Below are 18,246 nucleotides of genomic sequence, written 5' to 3'. Positions count from 1 at the left end.
AAGGAATGCAAGGAATGCAAGGAATGCAAGGAATGCAAGGAATGCAAGGAATGCAAGGAATGCAAGGAATGCAAGGAATGCAGGGAATGCAAGGAATGCAAGGAATGCAGGGAATGCAGGGAATGCAGGGAATGCAGGGAATGCAGGGAATGCAGGGAATGCAGGGAATGCAGGGAATGCAAGGAATGCAGGGAATGCAGGGAATGCAGGGAATGCAAGGAATGCAAGGTATGTACGGAATGGATGGAATGCATGGCATGAAAGGTATGTGTGGAATGCATGGCATGAAAGGTATGTACGGAATGCATGGAATGCATGGCATGCATGGAATGCATGGCATGAAATGTATGTGCGGAATGGAAGGAATGCAAGGCATGAAAGATATGCAGGGAATGCAAGGTATGAAGGGAATGTCAGAAATGGAGGAGATTAATAAAAAGAAAAAAGATACAGAAAGATTATATTAAGACAATCTACATTACAAGGTATTATATAAGTACCTTGTAATGAATAAGCTTGATTAATTTATAGAAATAGCTAATATTTTGAAAATTAAATATCGAGGTAAAATGATGATTAGATACAAAGATGTAAATTTAAAAGATAGTGATCCTGATGCTACTATAGCTAATATAAAAAATATATTAAATGAAATTGAAATAAATATATCTGAAAATAATTGGTATAATTCACTTCAAAATTATTACTCAGTTAATATAAGGATTAACAATACTAATCTAAGTACTAATGGTAAAGGGATAACTCCGTCATATGCTCTAGCAAGTGCTTATGGAGAGTTAATGGAGCGACTTCAAAATCAAGCGTTTTTTAAATTATCTGTCGATGTAAGTCCGAGAGCTCTTAAATATAAGGAGTTCTATTATTGTCCAGATGAAAAAAAGATGTCATTAGACCAGATAGTAAAGTTTGATAATGAATGGTTTAAAATTCAAGATAAATTAATAAAAAAAGAGATTGATATAAAAAGTTTAATAAAAAAATGGATGCAAATAGCTTATGAAGATTTTGATGAGGATTTTATATGTATTCCATATAAGAATCTACATAGTAAAAGGAAATCATATATACCAATAAAGATGGTATCTAAAATGTATATGTCTAATGGAATGTGTGCGGGGAATACAAGGGAAGAGGCTTTAGTTCAAGGGTTATCAGAAATTTTTGAAAGATATGTAAATAAAAAAATATTAATGGAAAATATTATACCACCTGATATTCCTAAAAATTATATAGCTAAATATCCATTACTTAATAAAATGATAAATGAACTAGAAGAGTCTGGAAATTATAAAGTTATAGTTAAAGACTGCTCATTAGGAAAAGGTTATCCAGTAATAGGAGTAATAGTTATTAATAGATTTAATCAAACGTATTTTGTGAAATTTGGGGCTCATCCTAAGTTTGAAATAGCTTTGCAAAGAACTCTTACGGAATTATTACAAGGGCAACATGCGAAAATGCTTAAAGGAGTTACAGAGTTTTCTTCTATTCCTAAAGTTGAGAATCTTCATAATAATATGATTGGGATATTGGTAAATGGCTCAGGAGTTTACCATAAGGAGTTATTTTCAAGTAATCATAGTTATGAATTTAATGGATTTTTAAGTGTAGATAGTAATGAAAATTCAGATATGTTAAAATATCTTTTAGATATTTTAAAAAAAGAGGGATATTGTGTTTTTGTAAGAGATGTCTCATTCTTAGGATTTCCTAGTTATCATGTAATTGTTCCAGGTTTTAGTGAAATTGAATCAATAGACGATATTGAAGCATTAGATAGTTATATTAAATTTGTTAGCATAAAAAAATACTTAAGAAATATTAATAGTTTAAGTTCTAGTGAATGTAACTATTTAGTAGACACCCTAAATAGTTTAAACATAAAAAATAAATTATCAATTCCAAGAATATTAAATTTAAATATGATAGATAACTTTGATTGGTATTACTCTGATATAGAGTTATTGAAGTGCGTTTTATGTTATAGAAATAGTGAATTTGAAAATAGCTTTAACTATATAGATAAATTTATAAAAGGATTAAATAACCCCACTCTAGATATTTATAATAACACATATTTTAGATGTGTTAGAGACTTTATTGGTAATAGGGCATCTAAGTTTAATTTAAATGAAAATATAGAATTATTAGAGAATTTTTATTCAACAGAAATAATAAAGGATGTTGTTGATAATTTTTATGATAATAGTAAGGCTATAGATAGTTTTGAACCTATTTCCTGTTGGAATTGTAATAAATGTCCTTATTCGAATAAGTGTTTCAGCAAGGAGCATGATAGAATATTTATGGTTTTAAAAGATAGATATGATTTAAATCAAATGGAGTAGATATTAGATACAGAATTTAAAAACATAATACATTTTTTATAAATAACTTAATCATTCAGATTAAATCGTACACTAAAAATTTAGTTGATTTTAAAGGTAGTGCTTCGTCTCCAACATGGAACCCACGAAAATCTAAAATTTAGATTTTCGTGGGTTATTTTAGTTTGTAAGTATTTGATAGAAAGAAGTTATATTTATAAATACTATAAAAATGTATTAAAAACAGCAATAGAAAACCATTTTAGAATTGCATAAGGTAAACTGGATACAAAGTTTTCATTAGTTTATATTTTTTTATAGAATTGAATGTACAAATATAGGAAGAATAATCACCGACTAAGTGTTACAATAATGATAGATATCAGAAAACTTAAGGATGGTGATTTTTTTGTATTTTGAATATGGAGATAATGAGATAAACTACTTAAAAAGTAAGGATAGAGCATTTGGAGTGGCTATTGATAAAATAGGTCATATTAATAGAGAAGTAGATATTGATTTATTTTCATCAGTGGTACATCACATCATAGGACAACAGATTTCGACTACAGCCCAAGCAACTATATGGAAAAGAATGAATGAGGCTCTGGATGAGATTACAGTAGAAACTATTTGTGGCACTGATATTAATAAACTTCAAAGGTTTGGAATGACTTTTAAGAAAGCAGAATATATCAAGGACTTTGCGGACAGGGTACAGTCTGGTGAATTCAATATAGAAGAACTGAACAACAAAAGTGATGAAGAAGTTATTGCAGAATTATCAGCACTGAAAGGAATTGGAAGGTGGACTGCAGAAATGATTATGATATTCTGTATGCAAAGACCAGATGTGATGAGTTATGGAGATCTTGCAATACATAGGGGGCTTCGAATGCTATATCATCATAGAAATGTAGATAAGATTAAATTTGAGAAATATAGACGCAGATATAGCCCATATGGAACTGTGGCAAGTCTTTATCTATGGGATATTGCTGGTGGCGCAATCGATGAAATGAAGGACTATGCTCCTAGACGTAAACCTACTCAAAAGAAAAAATGAATTACTTAAAAAGCGAGGTGAGTTATGACAGTGGAAGAAAAATGGAAAGCAGTATCAAATAATGATGAAAATTATGATGGAATCTTTTTTTATGCGGTCAAGTCAACAGGTATCTTTTGCCGTCCATCTTGTAAGTCTAAATTGCCATTAAGAGATAACGTATCATTCTATGAAAATGGTAAGGATGCAAAGAAAGCTGGATATCGACCTTGCAAGCGCTGTAGGCCGGACTTGTTGGAATATCACCCGGTAAAGGATATTGCGAAACAGTCAAGAAAGATTATTAAGCAGTATTTTCATACAAGAGACAAGTTAGAACAGGAAATAAAGAAACTTGGAGTGTCAGATCACCGTATAGCCGAAATATTTAAGGAAGAGTATGGAATTACACTCTTAGAATATACAAATTCATTACGACTAGATCAGGTAAAGAAAAAATTGCGGAATATGGATGATGATATTGTTACGATAGCATATGAAGTTGGTTTTGAGAGTTTATCAGCTTTTTATCGCTTCTTTCGAAAGTATACTGGAACGTCACCAGCTAAGTACCGAAAAGAATTACTGGGCAAGGAGGAGAATTGATATGGATTATGCGATTTATGATACGCATTTTGGAACAGTGAAAATTGGCTATACAGATAAATTTATTATCCATATGGATTTAGAAACGCATGAAAATACAAATAATAGAGGAACTACTTCAAAATTGAGTGATTTAGCTTATTCGCAGCTTACAGAATATTTTGAGGGACAACGAAAAGGATTTGACTTTCCATATAAGATGCAGGGCACTGATTTTCAAAGGAAAGTATGGAAAGCACTCTGTGATATTCCTTATGGGGAAACAAGAAGTTATAAAGACATTGCAATTGTAGTAGGAAATCCAAAGGCAAGTAGAGCAGTCGGTATGGCGAATAATAGGAATCGTCTGCTTTTTGTGGTACCATGTCACAGAGTGATTGGGGCCAATGGATCATTAGTAGGCTATGTAGGTGGATTAGAAATGAAAACAACATTATTAGAACTAGAAAGGAAGTATAAAGATAAATTATAAACAAAGTAATTTAGTAAATTAAGAAATATTTAGAAAATTTAAACTTATTTATAAGTAAACAAAATAGCTTCTACAATGATTGACAAGCATTATATTGAATGGTAGTATAAGAAAAAATCCCTTTAAATTGATTCGAGAAATCAGCAAGGAAGTTATAGTATACTTATAAATTTTATCTTTTTAATTGTGTGTAAAATACAATAAAAAGCAAATGAGAGAGTTATCATAGCCTTCCTTATTAGGAAGGCTTTTTTACTTAGATAAATAAAAGTAAAAATAGAATAATAAGAAAGTTATAAGTTAAGTATATTAAACCTTATGTAGTTGTTTAGGTCTCACAAATAGGGAAATAACTAATTAGGAGAAGGTAACATGAAAGTAAACAATAATAACAGAGTAGCTGTAAAAATGGCAATTGCTTTAGTCTTAGGGTTAGTAGTAGGTATAGGATGCTTATTACTAAGAGAAAATCTAATTGCAAATGGAAATGCAGATATTTGGAGAAAGATAAATAGTATTTTATTCCAAGATATATCAGCAGAAGGGGCAACAAGTGCTTTAGGCATATTTTATATTATAGGTCAGCTATTTGTTAACTCACTTCAACTTATAATTGTACCAATGGTATTTACTTCTATAGCTTTAGCTATGTGTAAAATAAGTGATACTAAGAAACTTGGACGTATTTCCTTTAAAACTATATCAGGTTTTTTAATAACATCATTCTTTGCATTAGCATTAGCTGGAGTAATAGGGTTTACAATTAAAAACTTAGGTTTATTTGCAGCTAATGTAGAAAATGTTGCAGCGAAAGCAGGTGTAGCAAGTTCTACAAATCCATTACTTGTAATAGTAAATGTAATACCTAATAATATTTTATCTGTTTTCTCAAAGAATAGTGAAGTACTGGCAGTAGTATTTATAGCAGTAGTAACAGGTTTATGTATTAATAACTTAGGAGATAAGATAAAAGTTTTAAAGACTGTATTAGAAGAAGTTAATTCTATTATTACTGTATTTTTAACTTTTGTAATAACTAAATTTGGACCAATAGCAATATTTGTTCTTATAACAAGAACTTTTGCAATATATGGTGTAGATAATTTAAAACCGGCTTTAGTGTATGTAGTAGTTACAATAGTTACTTTATTATTATTCTTAATATTTGGATATGCAATATTTGTAGCTATAGGGGCTAGACTTAACCCAATTAAATTTGTAAAGAAAATAGGTAAGGTTGCTTTATTCGGATTCTCAACATCATCTTCAGCAGCAACATTGCCTTTAAATACAAAAACTACAACCGAAGAACTAGGTGTTGATAAGGATATAGCTTCATTTATATTACCACTTGGAATGACTGTTAATATGAATGGTACTGCTATAATGCAAGTTATTGCAACTATATTTATAGCATCATCAGCAGGTTATAATGTAACAATAGGAAACATAATTATTATTGCATTAATAGCCTTAATAGCATCAGTTGGTACTCCAGCTGCGCCAGGAGCAGGAGCTATAATACTTTTCACAGTATTATCAGGAATGGGATATAACAATGAGGGAGCAATACTTGCTTATTCATTAATACTTGCTATAAATAGACCAATAGAAATGCTTGTTACATCTTTAAATGTAGTAGGAGATGCAGCAACAAGTGTTGTAGTTGCGAAATCTGAAGGTATGTTAGATGAAGAAATTTATAACGCTAATTAAATTATCAAATTTTATATATGAATGAAATAAATGCACGCCATTACTTCAAAGAGTAATGGTGTGCATTTTAATGTTATAAGCATATATAGTAGTTTATAGGCTCGTCTAAAAAAGGGTATTTATTTACTTACTATATTTAGTAACATAATGATTAATGTGAAATATAATATATTATACTATATTATAAATTAAAAAGAGTAAGGAGGTAACTTAATATGTCAGATTATTGTTATGATAGAGAATCACAAGAGTTTAAATCATTAATATTCAATGCAGGAACAATTAATGACGCTGAAGAGAGTATTCCTGATACTGTACCACTTGGAAGCGCTAATTCTAGTATTAGAATATTGGGATGGCTTTTACCTCAAGGTGATACAGATGAGTATTCATTAACTTTTAGTGTACCAAAAGATGCTCGTAATAGACATCAAAAAGCTAAAGTATTTGTTCATTTGTTAACTGATAATTCCAATACACCAAATGGAAATAGGTTTGCAATTAGGCTTTCATCATTGTTCGCTAGAGCTAATGGTGTAGTAAATGCAGCTAATATAATGGTTAATAATAGTGGTAATATTCCAATTCAAAACTCACCAGGCAATTTTCAATATAATCATTATGTTTTAGAGTTCGACTTAGACAATATTATTAGAGCAGAAGATTTTGCATTGTTGAGCGTCGCTCGTATTGCAGTTAATAATGACTTTGCTGGTGCATTACTTTTAACTAGTATAGAGTTTAGATATTTAAGTGACTAAGTATAAAAATTAATTGAAAATAAAATCAGCTAATCAATGTTAAGTAAAATATTAAAAAATATTTTATTAAAAATTTTGCATGACAAATAAATCCCTCAAACTTCAAAAGATAAATTAAAAAGAATTTATGGATGGTTATTGCAAATTAGTAGTGACCATCCTTTTTTCATAAAATAGTGATAAAGGATAATATTAAATTTAGTTACTGTAGAATTTATAGATTTAGAAAATTAGTCATTAAATATTATCTTTACTAAATAGTAAATTTTAATCTAATTTTAATCTTTCTTATATTTTAGATTAATCTTCTAAAAGTATTATATAACCATGATGAATGATTAACAAATACATGGAGGGAAATCAAATGGAAAGAAACGAAATGATTGAAATTATAATTGCAAAGGCTAATGTAACTCGTGAAGAGGCAATAGAAGTATTAGAAAAATGTAACTGGGATATTGTAGATTCTATTATATATCTAGAAAGAAGTGGAAAAGTAGAAAATAATGAAGCTACTACAATAATTGAAGTTAAAGAGGAAGAACAAAAGCAAAATAAAAAGGAAAATAGTAAAAAACGTGAAGAAAGATATGGTGGAATTGGAGAAATTATTGGTAGAGTATTTAAATTTATAGGTAAGTTTATAAAAAAAGCAAATAATAACTATTTTGAGATTAAAAAAGAAAATGAAAAGCCAATAAGAGTATCATTAACAATATCAATACTTTTATTAATATTCTTATCTGTACCAACTATAGTATTATTAGTAATTGGATTATTCTGTGGATATAAATACTCATTAGGTGGATCTAACATTAATTATGATGGAGTAAATAATGTTTTTGAAAAGGCATCAGAATCAGCAGATACTATTAAAAATGATTTTAAGGAAGGTTATGAAAAATAATAAATTGTTAATTAAAAAATGCCGTATATTCTTTTTGAATAATATGGTATTTTTAGCAATTTAATATTTAATTTTATCTTCGTAATATATTAAAATTATTGCTCATTTTTTAAAATTTCTATAAAAGTATTTCTAAAGCATATATCTCTAAACGAAATTATAATTCCTACAATAAAGCCAATTATAATGTCATTAACATTAATAACCAACAAGAAGAACATTACAATAAATGTAAATATGAAAATGATTAATTTAAATTTATCTTTCTTCTTCTTATTCAAAGTATCGATTTTATTTTGAAATTGCTTAAATAACTCCAATTTACTGCAGTTTAGCCAATAGAACAAATAACTAAATATTAGCAGAGATAAAGAACATGATATTATAGCTATTACCACTTTCATTGCTCCTTTTTTATATTTATATAATTCGAAAAATAATATAATTCCGAGTTGAGTATAACATATTTTTACAATACAGTACTATTTAATTTTCGAAGAACAATTTTCTTATCTAATTCGTAATAAATTCATAATTATGAATAAATATATTATTACTACTGTTCTTTCCATGGAAGTAGAAGTGCAAGTTCAGTGTATACCAAAATGACAGCAATTATAGCTATTGTAATTCTTATAATATTATTTATTAATGTAGTTGGATAATATCTAGTTAAATAATTCATAGTAATACAACATAAGGCAATAAGAATTATCACAATAAGCAGATAACATTTTATTTTAAATTTACTATGACACTTATCACATTCTATTAATCCTTCTTCTTTATAACTTGATTTTAGTATTGTTATAAAATTAATTTTAGTTTTACATTTGCTACAAGTTTTCATATTATACTCCTTTTTTATTAATAATATAATACTATCACGAATTAATTATAACATATTCTCCCAATAACGTACTATTCAATTTTCAAAGAACATATTTTATATAGAGTGGATTACTTATGTAGTCCACTCATAATATATTAGAATTGCAAACTAAAAAATACCACATATTCATTTTGAATAATACGGTATTTTAATATGTTATTTATTTTCAAGCTCAATAATGTACGAATAAGAAACTCATTAACAAACTGAAATTTAAGGCCTTAAATTTCTATAAACTCTACAGAATTACCATGCTGTTTAATTATCCTCACTAAATCTATTACATTTAGCCATATTGTTGCTGTATTTTCATTTGGGTGAATCCCTATAAGACTTTCATTAAATGTAGTATCTAGTATTACCTTTACTTTTCGCTCATCATCATTGATTATACCCAAGGGTGTTACAGAACCCTTAGAAAGCCCTAAAATATAATTTAAATCATTTTCAGAAGCAAAGCTAAGAGGTCTTGAACAAATTTTCTCTTTTAACTTTTTTAAGTTAACCTTCTTTTCCTTCCGGATAACCAATAGATAATAATCACGTTTTTTATCATCTCTAACAAATAGATTCTTTGCTATAACATCGGTGTGAGGCAAGTTAAGTTCCATCATCTCATCAATATTATATACTGCCTTATGCTCAATAAGTTTAAACCTAATCTCCATCCTATTTAAGAAATCATAAACTTCTTTTGACTTTTTTAACATTTTCGTATGCCCCCATTCATCTCAACACATGAAATTTATTATTGTTTCATTTTCCATTCAAACCCAAGATTTTCTGTGTTTTTAAATAAATTATAGCATATTTTAATACCATATTATTCAATTTTCAAAGAACATATTTTATTAACTAATTCGTAATTTATCTTTAGTAAGAAAGTGTATTATAAGTACCAAGCTCTTACTAAAGTTTACCTCCTTTCATTTTATACACTTTCAAGTGTATAACAAGTTATTAGTTCACATTGTATTTGAATTACGACGTAAAAACACTGTAAAATTCAAATTTGAATAATACAGTGTTTTAATAAATCATTCGTCTTTTCAGTTGTTACGTTAAATAAGAATGGTGAAAATTAATTCAGCTCTATACTTCAATCATTTTGTATTATTTTCTACTGCTGCTACTGCTTCAATTTCTACCAATTGATTTGTATATCCTAATACTGTAACTCCAGATAAGGTGCTTGGAACATCATGATTACCAAACTCTTTTCTTATTGTTTCCCATGCAGTTACCAAATCTGACTGATTTTGAGATGCTACAAGAACTCTGGTATATACAATGTCTTCCAAAGTGGCCCCACAGTCCTTCAGTGCTTCCTTCAAATTCTCTACACAAAGTTTCGCCTGAAGCTCATAATCACTCAAATTGGGTACTTCTCCGTCTCTATTAATGGGACATGCTCCCGCCAAAAATAATAAGTCCATTCCTGAAGGTATACGTCCAGCATAAGCATAATCCACTGGAGCTAAATTTGTAGAATGAATTAATGATATTTTTTTATTCATTTTGAATCTCTCCTTTTCTTATAATATCTACGAGAAGAATTACAAATTCATTTTTAAAATAAATTTTATGTTCAATATCATTTTAAAGCTTCTATATTTCTTAAGAAAGATAATAATCATTTCTATATCATCTTTTATACAAAAGCTACCACACATTACAAGAGTGGTAGCTTTAGCCTACTTATCTTTTTTATATACAATTTTCTTAATACTACTATCTGAAAGGAAGAATTCTTCAGCCAGATTGTTAATTGATTGCCCACCTATATATTGGTTTAATATCTTTGCATTTCTAGCTTTTATATAATCTCGGATTTTAGACTTTTCACCCCAGCTTTTTCTCTTTTCAGGAATGGAAGGGATGTATATATATTCACCTTGAATATACTTTTGAATTTCTTTAACTAAATCATCTGGTAATATTCTATCAACTCTTACATATTTCATAAAACTCACTTCCTTAAATTTATTATTTAATTAAGGAAACAAAGCCTGTATATGTATGAATTTATTTATGAAAAGCGACTAAATATTTATCTCTGTGCAAATTGTCGCCCAAACTCATACCTACAGACTTTGCACAGAGTATTTTAAGCATTTTTCTATCCATGAGATGAATATTCATGATATCACACTCCCTATTTGTATTAAATCAATTATATTCTTTATTAAGACGATACGTAATTTATTATAACATATTTTGTAAATATCACAGTATTCAATTTTTAAAGATCATATTTTTATCTAATTCTCAATATCTACATAATTGTTATTTTAGAATTGCGAACTAAAAAATACCGTATATTCACTTTTGAATACTACGGTATTTCTATTAATTTAATATTTAATTAATTTTTGTATATTTGTGCCATCTATGAGGCAAAACATAAAACAAAGATAAAAACAAAACTAAAATAAAAATTTGTAATATGAGCTTTAATGTGAAATTATTCAAAGTAATGTAGTCAAATCCAATCATAGCTGTAAAAACGACTAATCCACTATATATTCCATTATATATATTTGGTTTAGGTTTATAAACAGAGTTACATTGTTGACACTTCAAATATCCTTTCAAGTTTAAGATACTTTTTAATCTATCATAAAACGTGAACCTATGATTGCATTCAATACAAATTCTCATAAGAATTCTCTCCTTAAGTTACTATTCTAAATTGATTATAATATATTTTTCCAATACCGCACTATTCAATTTTCAAAGAACATATTTTATATAGAGTAGATTACTTATGTAGTGCATTCATTTCTTTGAATTGCGAACTAAAAAATACCACATATTCACTTTGAATAATACGGTATTTTTAATAATTTAATATTCATTTATACTTCATAGTATTTTTAAAAATGCGTGCTAATTATATACCAACTTCATATAGCTTCTATACATTGGAATTTAACTTTTATTTATAGTTCACTAGTAGTATGTAAGGTATTAATGTCTAAATATCCATAGGTTGTTTATCATTAGTAATAATAACAATAAAATCATTAAGATAGTTCCTATAGTTGCAATTATATTTATGAATTTTTGTGCCTTAACACTATTTTTGAATACTTTTTCAATTCCTTTATATATTATTAATCCAATTATTCCGCCTAAAGTATTATTAATTATATCCGTAATATCAGAAGCCCCAACATTCAAAATAAATTGGAATACTTCACATATTAAACTAATTAAGAAAAATAAGAAAAGTTTTTTTCTAATAATCCATCTTTTAAATAAAATTCCTGCATATATACCAAGCGGTACAAAAATCACTACATTCATAATGATTTCACTAAAAGCAATTTTACCATTTAAGATTAAAGGTTCACTAAACGGAATTAAGTTTATACTTCTCATATTTCTCAAAGAAGGTAATCGTACATTAAATTTAAATACTATAATCCAAAATAATGCAATCAAATAAATTATAAATAATACATTAGTTAACTTGTTTGTTTTATTATTATCTTTCATATTGTTCCTACAATATTTTTGCAAATTCATGTTTATCGATAAGATTATATAAATAACTGCTAGTTTGCATTTTTTAAAATTATGAGTAATTATAGCATATTTTATAAATACGATGTTATTCAATTTTAAAAGAACATATTTTCTTAATTAGTTCGTAATTAGTTCGCAATAATTTCAAATTGCTTATTAGATTTTTATTTGTAGAATTACTTTATAATTTATTAAGAAATTAATATACTTATCGCAAGTAAAATAGTAAAATTTAAATAATATATGTTATTTTTTATGCCATAGATATGGAGGTTTATTTATGGAGAAGCTTAGGTTAGTAGATAAATTGAGGGAAAAAACAAATATAAGCTATGAAGAAGCTAAAATAGTTTTAGAAAATAATAATTGGGATATATTAGATTCCTTATTATATCTAGAAGAGAGTGGAAGGATGAAAAAACCTTCTGTTAGTATTTTTTATACTAACGAAACAAAGTATAGTGAGGAAAGCAAAGAGATTAGGAAGAATGAAGAAAACAAGTACAAAACTAACAATAGTTTTCAAGGAATTTTTGAGAGGATATGTAAGTTTATAGATACATGTAATAATATTTTCTTAGAAATAAAAAAGAAGGATAAAGTATTTTTAAGGATGCCACTTACAGTGGTTGCTATACTTTCATTTTTTATGTTTTGGATTATTATACCTTTAATTGTGGTCGGATTATTTTTTGATATAGAATTTTATGTATATTCAAATAGAGTTAATACAAGTAAGGTTAATAAGGTATTAAGTGAGATTTCAGAAAATGTAAAAGTCATAAAAGAAAAGTTTAAAAAGGTGAGTAGGAATGATTAAGATTTTAATAGTTGAAGATGAAGAAAAATTATCAAGATTTATTGAGCTTGAGTTAAAACATGAAGGTTATGAAATAGTAAAAGCAAATAATGGTAGAACAGGTCTTGAAATTGCAGAAAAAGGTGAGGTGGATTTAGTTCTTCTTGATATAATGCTTCCAGAAATTAATGGTCTCGAAGTATTAAGAAGGCTTAGAAGGACTTCTGACATCCCAGTTATAATGCTTACTGCAAGAGATGCTGTTATGGATAAAGTATCAGGTCTTGATGCAGGAGCAGATGATTATATAACTAAGCCATTTGCAATAGAAGAGTTACTTGCAAGAATAAGAACAGCACTTAAAAAGAGAATAGTTACAGCAAAAAAAGATGAAGACATAATAAGGTGTGGACTATTGTCCTTAGATAAAATGAGACATAAAGTAATGTATGATAGTACAGAGATAGAACTTACTAATAGAGAGTTTAATTTGTTAAAAATATTAATGGAAAACAAGAATATAGTCTTAACTAGAGATACACTTATGGAAAAGGTATGTGGGTATGATTATATTGGAGAAACAAATGTTATAGATGTTTATGTGAGATATTTAAGAACAAAAATAGATGATGTTTTTAATGTAAAAATAATAACTACAGTTCGTGGTGTGGGGTACGTAATTAAAGATGAGTAGAAAAAATAAAACAAAAAATGTTACATCTATTGCAATAAAACTAAATTCTGTTTTTGTAAGAGAGCTATTTCTAAAGTTTCTTATTATTGATATATGTATAATTGCTGGGCTTATTGGAGTTTGGTGTATTGAAAGTGAACTAAGCTTTTATGGGGAGTTCATGAAAAATGCTCAAAGATCCTTTGAGTTTTATCCTATAGAAACAGCAACTTATAAAGTTATTTGGGATAATGGAAAAGTAATGATAAAAGAAGCTAGCACTTTTCTTAATCTTCTTATAAAAGTAATTGCTGCTATTGGAATTATAGAATTAATAATGCTATTAAATCAAATGATATTTGGTACTGCAAAAAATAGAAGGATTTTAAAACCACTTAATGAAATAGCAGAAGCTGCAAGCAGGCTTAGTGATATAGCTTTTGATGAGCAAAAATTTCAGAGTCTTGAGGACGCTATATCTAAGATTAGTCCTGTTACATCTGATGAAAGAATTCATATTGGAGATAGCGATCTTCAGGGGTTAGAGGAAGCTATTAATAACTTATTAGATAGAATGAGAGATTCTTATAGACAGCAAGCAAGATTTGTTTCAGATGCATCACATGAGCTTAGAACTCCTATATCTGTAATTCAAGGTTATGCTAATATGTTAGATCGTTGGGGAAAAGATGATGAGGAAGTATTAGAAGAATCTATTGCAGCAATAAAAAGTGAATCAGAAAATATGAAAAACTTAATAGAGCAGTTATTATTTTTAGCTAGAGGTATTAATGGTAAAACTCAACTTAAGGCTATAGAATTCTCACTTAATGATATGATGAAAGAAGTATTGGAAGAATCTAAGATGATAGATAAAGATCACATATATAGGTATATAGATTCAGAAAATATAAATGTTTATGGAGATATAGCTTTACTTAAACAAACAGCTAGGATATTAATAGAAAATGCAGCAAAGTACACAGAGAAAAGTGAAGATATAATACTAAGAACAGGAAAAAATGATAAAAATGAGCCTTATTTCTCTATTCAAGATAATGGAATAGGAATGGATGAAAAAGATGTATCACACATATTTGAACGCTTTTTTAGAGCTGATACTGCAAGAGTTAGAAAAAATGGTGGTACAGGACTAGGACTTTCTATTGCTAAGTGGATTATTGATAGTCATAAAGGCTATTTTAGTGTTTTAAGTAGGAAAGAAATAGGTACAAGAATAACTGTTTTTCTGCCTGAAAGACAGTAGAGTTGAAAGAACTTTAAATTTATCAAACATTAATTAATATTAAGTAGATAAGAAAAAATAAGGTTGATATAATGTATATGGGCTCTATATAGAAATAGATAAGGATGAATTTATAATATAGCATGATTTAAAATGGGAAAGATGTGAAATGAGGACACTGATATATGATATATAAATTAATATGCTGTGGGGTAGAAAATGAAATTATATTTGATAATCTAAGAGACGGAGTACAATTTATAAATAATTCTGATTTAAAAAGTGAAATTCTAAATAGAAAGTGTTATAAAATTGGTAATGATAGAATAGAGATTATTAAATTAAATTCAGAAATTAATAATATTGCTAGCTTTGAATTTATAAATTACAATGAAGGTAGGGTATTATTGGTATTAAGTGAAATTAATGATGATAATATATTAAAATTAAATGAGTTATTTAAAAATAAGAATGTAATTATATTAGCTATAAGAAAAAAAATATCATTAGATATATATAAATTAAATTTAGAAATTATAAGTAAATTAATAATACTAAAACAACCTTATTTTAATAATAAAATAGATGTAGAGTTTATTTTATTACCTTTACTTAATAACTACGATAAAAATAAATTTATAGGTAATGCTAAAGAACAATACTTAATTTTAGGTTACGAAGATGGAGAAAATGCCTTAGGTAAAATAGTTTTAAATGTATTAAGATCTTGTAATGATATACATAGATATGAAAATTTAGCTTTGAATTTATACCCTAATAAAGAATTTGATTTGCAAGAATTAACATATATAGAAGATCCGTTAAGAGAATATATGGAAGAAGATGCAAAATTGATTATTAAACAAATAACAAACAATAATATGGATGGCAAAGTATATTTTTCAATGCTAATAAATTATAAAAATTAATAAATCCGCTGAAATCCCTGTGTATAATACCTTTTTAAAGGTATTATACACAGGGATTTTTATATTGAAAAAATAAAGTTAAATAAAAATATTACTTAAATAAGTTAAATAATTATTAATTAATTTAAAAAAATTGAAAAGAAATATCGAAAATTGTACTATAAATTTGAGAGTGTTAAAAAAAAAACAATGATGGAGGAAGAAGAATGTTAGAAATTATTAAAAATACTTTAACTAATAACGAAATTTTAGGCGCAATATTTTCATCAGTATCAATAATACTTTTAGGCTTTTATTTAAGAAAAAAAGAAATATTAAATGGACAAGCATCAAAAACTATATCTAAGCTTGTTTTGACAGTTTCATTACCTGCTTTAGCATTTACTTCATTTATGAAGGATATAAATGGTGAGGAGTTACATCAAGGTATAAGTATTTTAATATGGGGATTTGTAATTTACATATTATTAATACCAATTACTAAATTTATGTATTCAAGAGTTAAAGGAGATAAACAGGATGTATATAGAGTACTTACTATATTTGGATCTACTACATTCTTTGGAACTCCAATAGTTACTGCGGTTTATGGTGCAGTTGGAGCTATGTACTCAAATATATTTAACATAGCTTACAGAGTGTTCTTATATTCATATGCATTTATAAAAATGTCTGGAGCTAAAATGGATAAAGAAAACTTTAAGAAAAATATGAAGGAAGTATTCTTAAATCCAATTATATTAGCTACATTCTTAGGATTATTTATATGGTTATTCCAAGATAAATTACCTCAAGTTACAATAGCAGTTAAAGATGGAACTGCAAGTTATGGATTCTTAAGATTAGACAAAACATTACCTTGGTTCTATAAAGCACTTGACTATTTAAGTAAGTTAGCATCACCACTTTCATGGATATGTATAGGTGCTACTTTAGCAGAAATACCAATGAAAAAAGCTATAGTACAAAAAGATGCTTGGGCATACAGTTTAATAAAAGTAATGCTAATACCAGTTATAAACTTTGGGTTATTGTTAGTTGTAAATAAATTAGGAATATTACCAGTTTCATTTGAAGGAATGGCTACAACAGTAATAATGATGGCAGCCCCAACTGCAACAGTTGCAGCATCATATGCTATAAGTTTTGATAAAGAATCAGTGTTTGCATCAAACTGTTCGTTAATATCAACAGCAGTAGCTGTATTCGCTATGCCGGTGTGGATAATTATATTAGAAGTTATAAAAAATCTAGGATTATTTATGTAGATATAATATAAGGAGGATTAGATTATGATGAAAATAGTTTGTTATGGAGTTAGAGAGACAGAGGTTCCTTTCTTCAATGAGATAAATAAAAATTACGGATACGATTTAAAATTAGTTACTTTAGGTCTTAATCATGAAAATGTAGCTGAAGCAATTGGAGCTGAAGCTATAATGGTTAGAGGAAATTGCAAGGCTGATAGAAAAAACTTAGAGTTATTAAAAGCTAATGGATTACAAATAGTTTTAACAAGAACTGTGGGATTTGACCATGTTGACTTAGAAGCTGTTAAGGATTTAGGATTAAAAGCAGCTAGAGTTCCTGGATATTCACCAAATGCTATAGGTGAATTAGCACTATCCCATGCAATGATGTTATTAAGACATACTGCATATACAGTAAATAGAACAAGAGAAAAGAATTTCTTAGTTGATGGATTTATGTTCAGTAAAGAAATTAGGAATTGTACAGTAGCAGTACTTGGAGCTGGTAAAATAGGTTTAACTACAGCTAAATTATTCAAAGGGTTAGGCGCTAGAGTAATAGCTTACGATGTATTCCAAAGTGATGCAGCTAAAGAAGTAGTAGAATTTATGGAACTAGATGAAGTTTTAGCACAAGCAGATGTTATATCAGTTCATATGCCATATATAAAAGGTGTAAATTATCATATTATAAATGATGAATTCATATCAAAAATGAAGGATGGAGCTATACTAGTTAATACTGCAAGAGGAGAACTTCAAGATATAGATGCAATAATCAGAGGAATTGAATCTGGAAAACTAGGAGGATTTGCTACTGATGTATTAGAAGGAGAATCAGAAGTGTTCTTTAAGAATTTAAATGGACAAGAATTAGAAAATTCATCATATGAGAAGTTAGTTGATTTATACCCAAGAGTATTGATAACTCCACATATAGGTTCATATACAGACGAAGCTTTAACTAATATGATAGAAATATCATATGAAAATGCAAAAGACTTCTCAACAAAAGGAACTTGTAAAAATAATATAGCATAAATAATATAAAAAGCGTATTATTGAGGTAGA

Annotated in this window: 19 protein-coding genes; 14 read left to right on the top strand and 5 right to left on the bottom strand. The window is 27.6% G+C overall.

The features are described from left to right. The 8 genes from ACYUEX_RS12175 to ACYUEX_RS12140 form a co-directional block, all read left to right on the top strand. Positions 1–467, top strand: a 467-nt coding sequence (locus tag ACYUEX_RS12175; protein ID WP_460288432.1) for a hypothetical protein, incomplete at its 5' end; no start/stop codon positions are given. Positions 468–572: 105 nt separating this feature from the next. Further along, positions 573–2,369, top strand: coding sequence for a YcaO-like family protein (locus tag ACYUEX_RS12170; RefSeq protein WP_460288431.1), 1,797 nt, complete (start codon positions 573–575; stop codon positions 2,367–2,369). A 376-nt stretch (positions 2,370–2,745) separates the two neighbouring features. Beyond that, positions 2,746–3,414, top strand: a complete 669-nt coding sequence (locus tag ACYUEX_RS12165; protein ID WP_460288430.1) for a DNA-3-methyladenine glycosylase family protein — start codon at positions 2,746–2,748, stop codon at positions 3,412–3,414. 24 nt (positions 3,415–3,438) lie between these two features. Continuing rightward, positions 3,439–3,999, top strand: coding sequence for a bifunctional transcriptional activator/DNA repair enzyme AdaA (locus tag ACYUEX_RS12160; RefSeq protein ID WP_460288428.1), 561 nt, complete (start codon positions 3,439–3,441; stop codon positions 3,997–3,999). Between the two features lies 1 nt (position 4,000). Next, positions 4,001–4,471: a methylated-DNA--[protein]-cysteine S-methyltransferase gene (locus ACYUEX_RS12155; RefSeq protein WP_460288426.1), complete on the top strand. Its 471-nt coding sequence runs from the start codon at positions 4,001–4,003 to the stop codon at positions 4,469–4,471. Positions 4,472–4,843: 372 nt separating this feature from the next. After that, the gene (locus ACYUEX_RS12150; protein WP_460288425.1) at positions 4,844–6,187 is read left to right on the top strand and encodes a dicarboxylate/amino acid:cation symporter; all 1,344 of its coding nucleotides are present in this window, start codon (positions 4,844–4,846) and stop codon (positions 6,185–6,187) included. A gap of 215 nt (positions 6,188–6,402) precedes the next feature. Next, entirely contained in the window at positions 6,403–6,948 is a 546-nt protein-coding gene (locus ACYUEX_RS12145; RefSeq protein ID WP_460288424.1) for a hypothetical protein, read from the top strand. 364 nt (positions 6,949–7,312) lie between these two features. After that, a complete protein-coding gene (locus ACYUEX_RS12140; RefSeq protein WP_460288423.1) occupies positions 7,313–7,855 on the top strand; it encodes a UBA domain-containing protein in 543 nt (180 codons plus the stop codon). Positions 7,856–8,411: 556 nt separating this feature from the next. Here the strand turns inward: ACYUEX_RS12140 and ACYUEX_RS12135 are convergent. The 5 genes from ACYUEX_RS12135 to ACYUEX_RS12115 all read right to left on the bottom strand — a co-directional run bounded on the left by ACYUEX_RS12135 (position 8,412) and on the right by ACYUEX_RS12115 (position 12,248). Next, entirely contained in the window at positions 8,412–8,705 is a 294-nt protein-coding gene (locus ACYUEX_RS12135) for a hypothetical protein (RefSeq protein ID WP_460288422.1), read from the bottom strand. Between the two features lie 263 nt (positions 8,706–8,968). Continuing rightward, positions 8,969–9,457, bottom strand: a complete 489-nt coding sequence (locus ACYUEX_RS12130) for a prolyl-tRNA synthetase associated domain-containing protein (RefSeq protein WP_460288420.1) — start codon at positions 9,455–9,457, stop codon at positions 8,969–8,971. Positions 9,458–9,850: 393 nt separating this feature from the next. After that, positions 9,851–10,168 (bottom strand): RidA family protein, encoded by a 318-nt coding sequence (locus tag ACYUEX_RS12125; RefSeq protein ID WP_460288418.1) that lies wholly within the window; start codon positions 10,166–10,168, stop codon positions 9,851–9,853. A gap of 273 nt (positions 10,169–10,441) precedes the next feature. Further along, on the bottom strand, positions 10,442–10,711 hold the full coding sequence (locus ACYUEX_RS12120) for a CD3324 family protein (RefSeq protein WP_460288417.1): 270 nt from the start codon (positions 10,709–10,711) through the stop codon (positions 10,442–10,444). 1,006 nt (positions 10,712–11,717) lie between these two features. After that, on the bottom strand, positions 11,718–12,248 hold the full coding sequence (locus ACYUEX_RS12115; protein WP_460288416.1) for a VanZ family protein: 531 nt from the start codon (positions 12,246–12,248) through the stop codon (positions 11,718–11,720). 310 nt (positions 12,249–12,558) lie between these two features. Here ACYUEX_RS12115 and ACYUEX_RS12110 point away from each other — a divergent pair, with 310 nt between their 5' ends. The 6 genes from ACYUEX_RS12110 to ACYUEX_RS12085 all read left to right on the top strand — a co-directional run bounded on the left by ACYUEX_RS12110 (position 12,559) and on the right by ACYUEX_RS12085 (position 18,216). Then, on the top strand, positions 12,559–13,098 hold the full coding sequence (locus tag ACYUEX_RS12110; protein WP_460288414.1) for a DUF4342 domain-containing protein: 540 nt from the start codon (positions 12,559–12,561) through the stop codon (positions 13,096–13,098). After that, a complete protein-coding gene (locus tag ACYUEX_RS12105) occupies positions 13,091–13,771 on the top strand; it encodes a response regulator transcription factor (protein ID WP_411168434.1) in 681 nt (226 codons plus the stop codon). The genes ACYUEX_RS12110 and ACYUEX_RS12105 overlap by 8 nt, the downstream gene beginning before the upstream one ends. Continuing rightward, the gene (locus tag ACYUEX_RS12100) at positions 13,764–15,017 is read left to right on the top strand and encodes a sensor histidine kinase (protein ID WP_460288412.1); all 1,254 of its coding nucleotides are present in this window, start codon (positions 13,764–13,766) and stop codon (positions 15,015–15,017) included. The genes ACYUEX_RS12105 and ACYUEX_RS12100 overlap by 8 nt, the downstream gene beginning before the upstream one ends. 164 nt (positions 15,018–15,181) lie before the next feature. Next, a complete protein-coding gene (locus ACYUEX_RS12095; protein WP_460288411.1) occupies positions 15,182–15,925 on the top strand; it encodes a hypothetical protein in 744 nt (247 codons plus the stop codon). Between the two features lie 206 nt (positions 15,926–16,131). After that, entirely contained in the window at positions 16,132–17,193 is a 1,062-nt protein-coding gene (locus ACYUEX_RS12090) for an AEC family transporter (protein WP_460288410.1), read from the top strand. A gap of 24 nt (positions 17,194–17,217) precedes the next feature. Then, complete coding sequence (locus ACYUEX_RS12085) at positions 17,218–18,216, top strand: 2-hydroxyacid dehydrogenase (protein WP_460288408.1); 999 nt, start codon at positions 17,218–17,220, stop codon at positions 18,214–18,216. The last annotated feature ends 30 nt before the right edge of the window (positions 18,217–18,246 follow it).

Source organism: Clostridium sp. CTA-7 (genome assembly GCF_054768095.1).
Note: the sequence above shows the minus strand (reverse complement) of the source record. Positions and strands in the feature narration are given on the sequence as shown.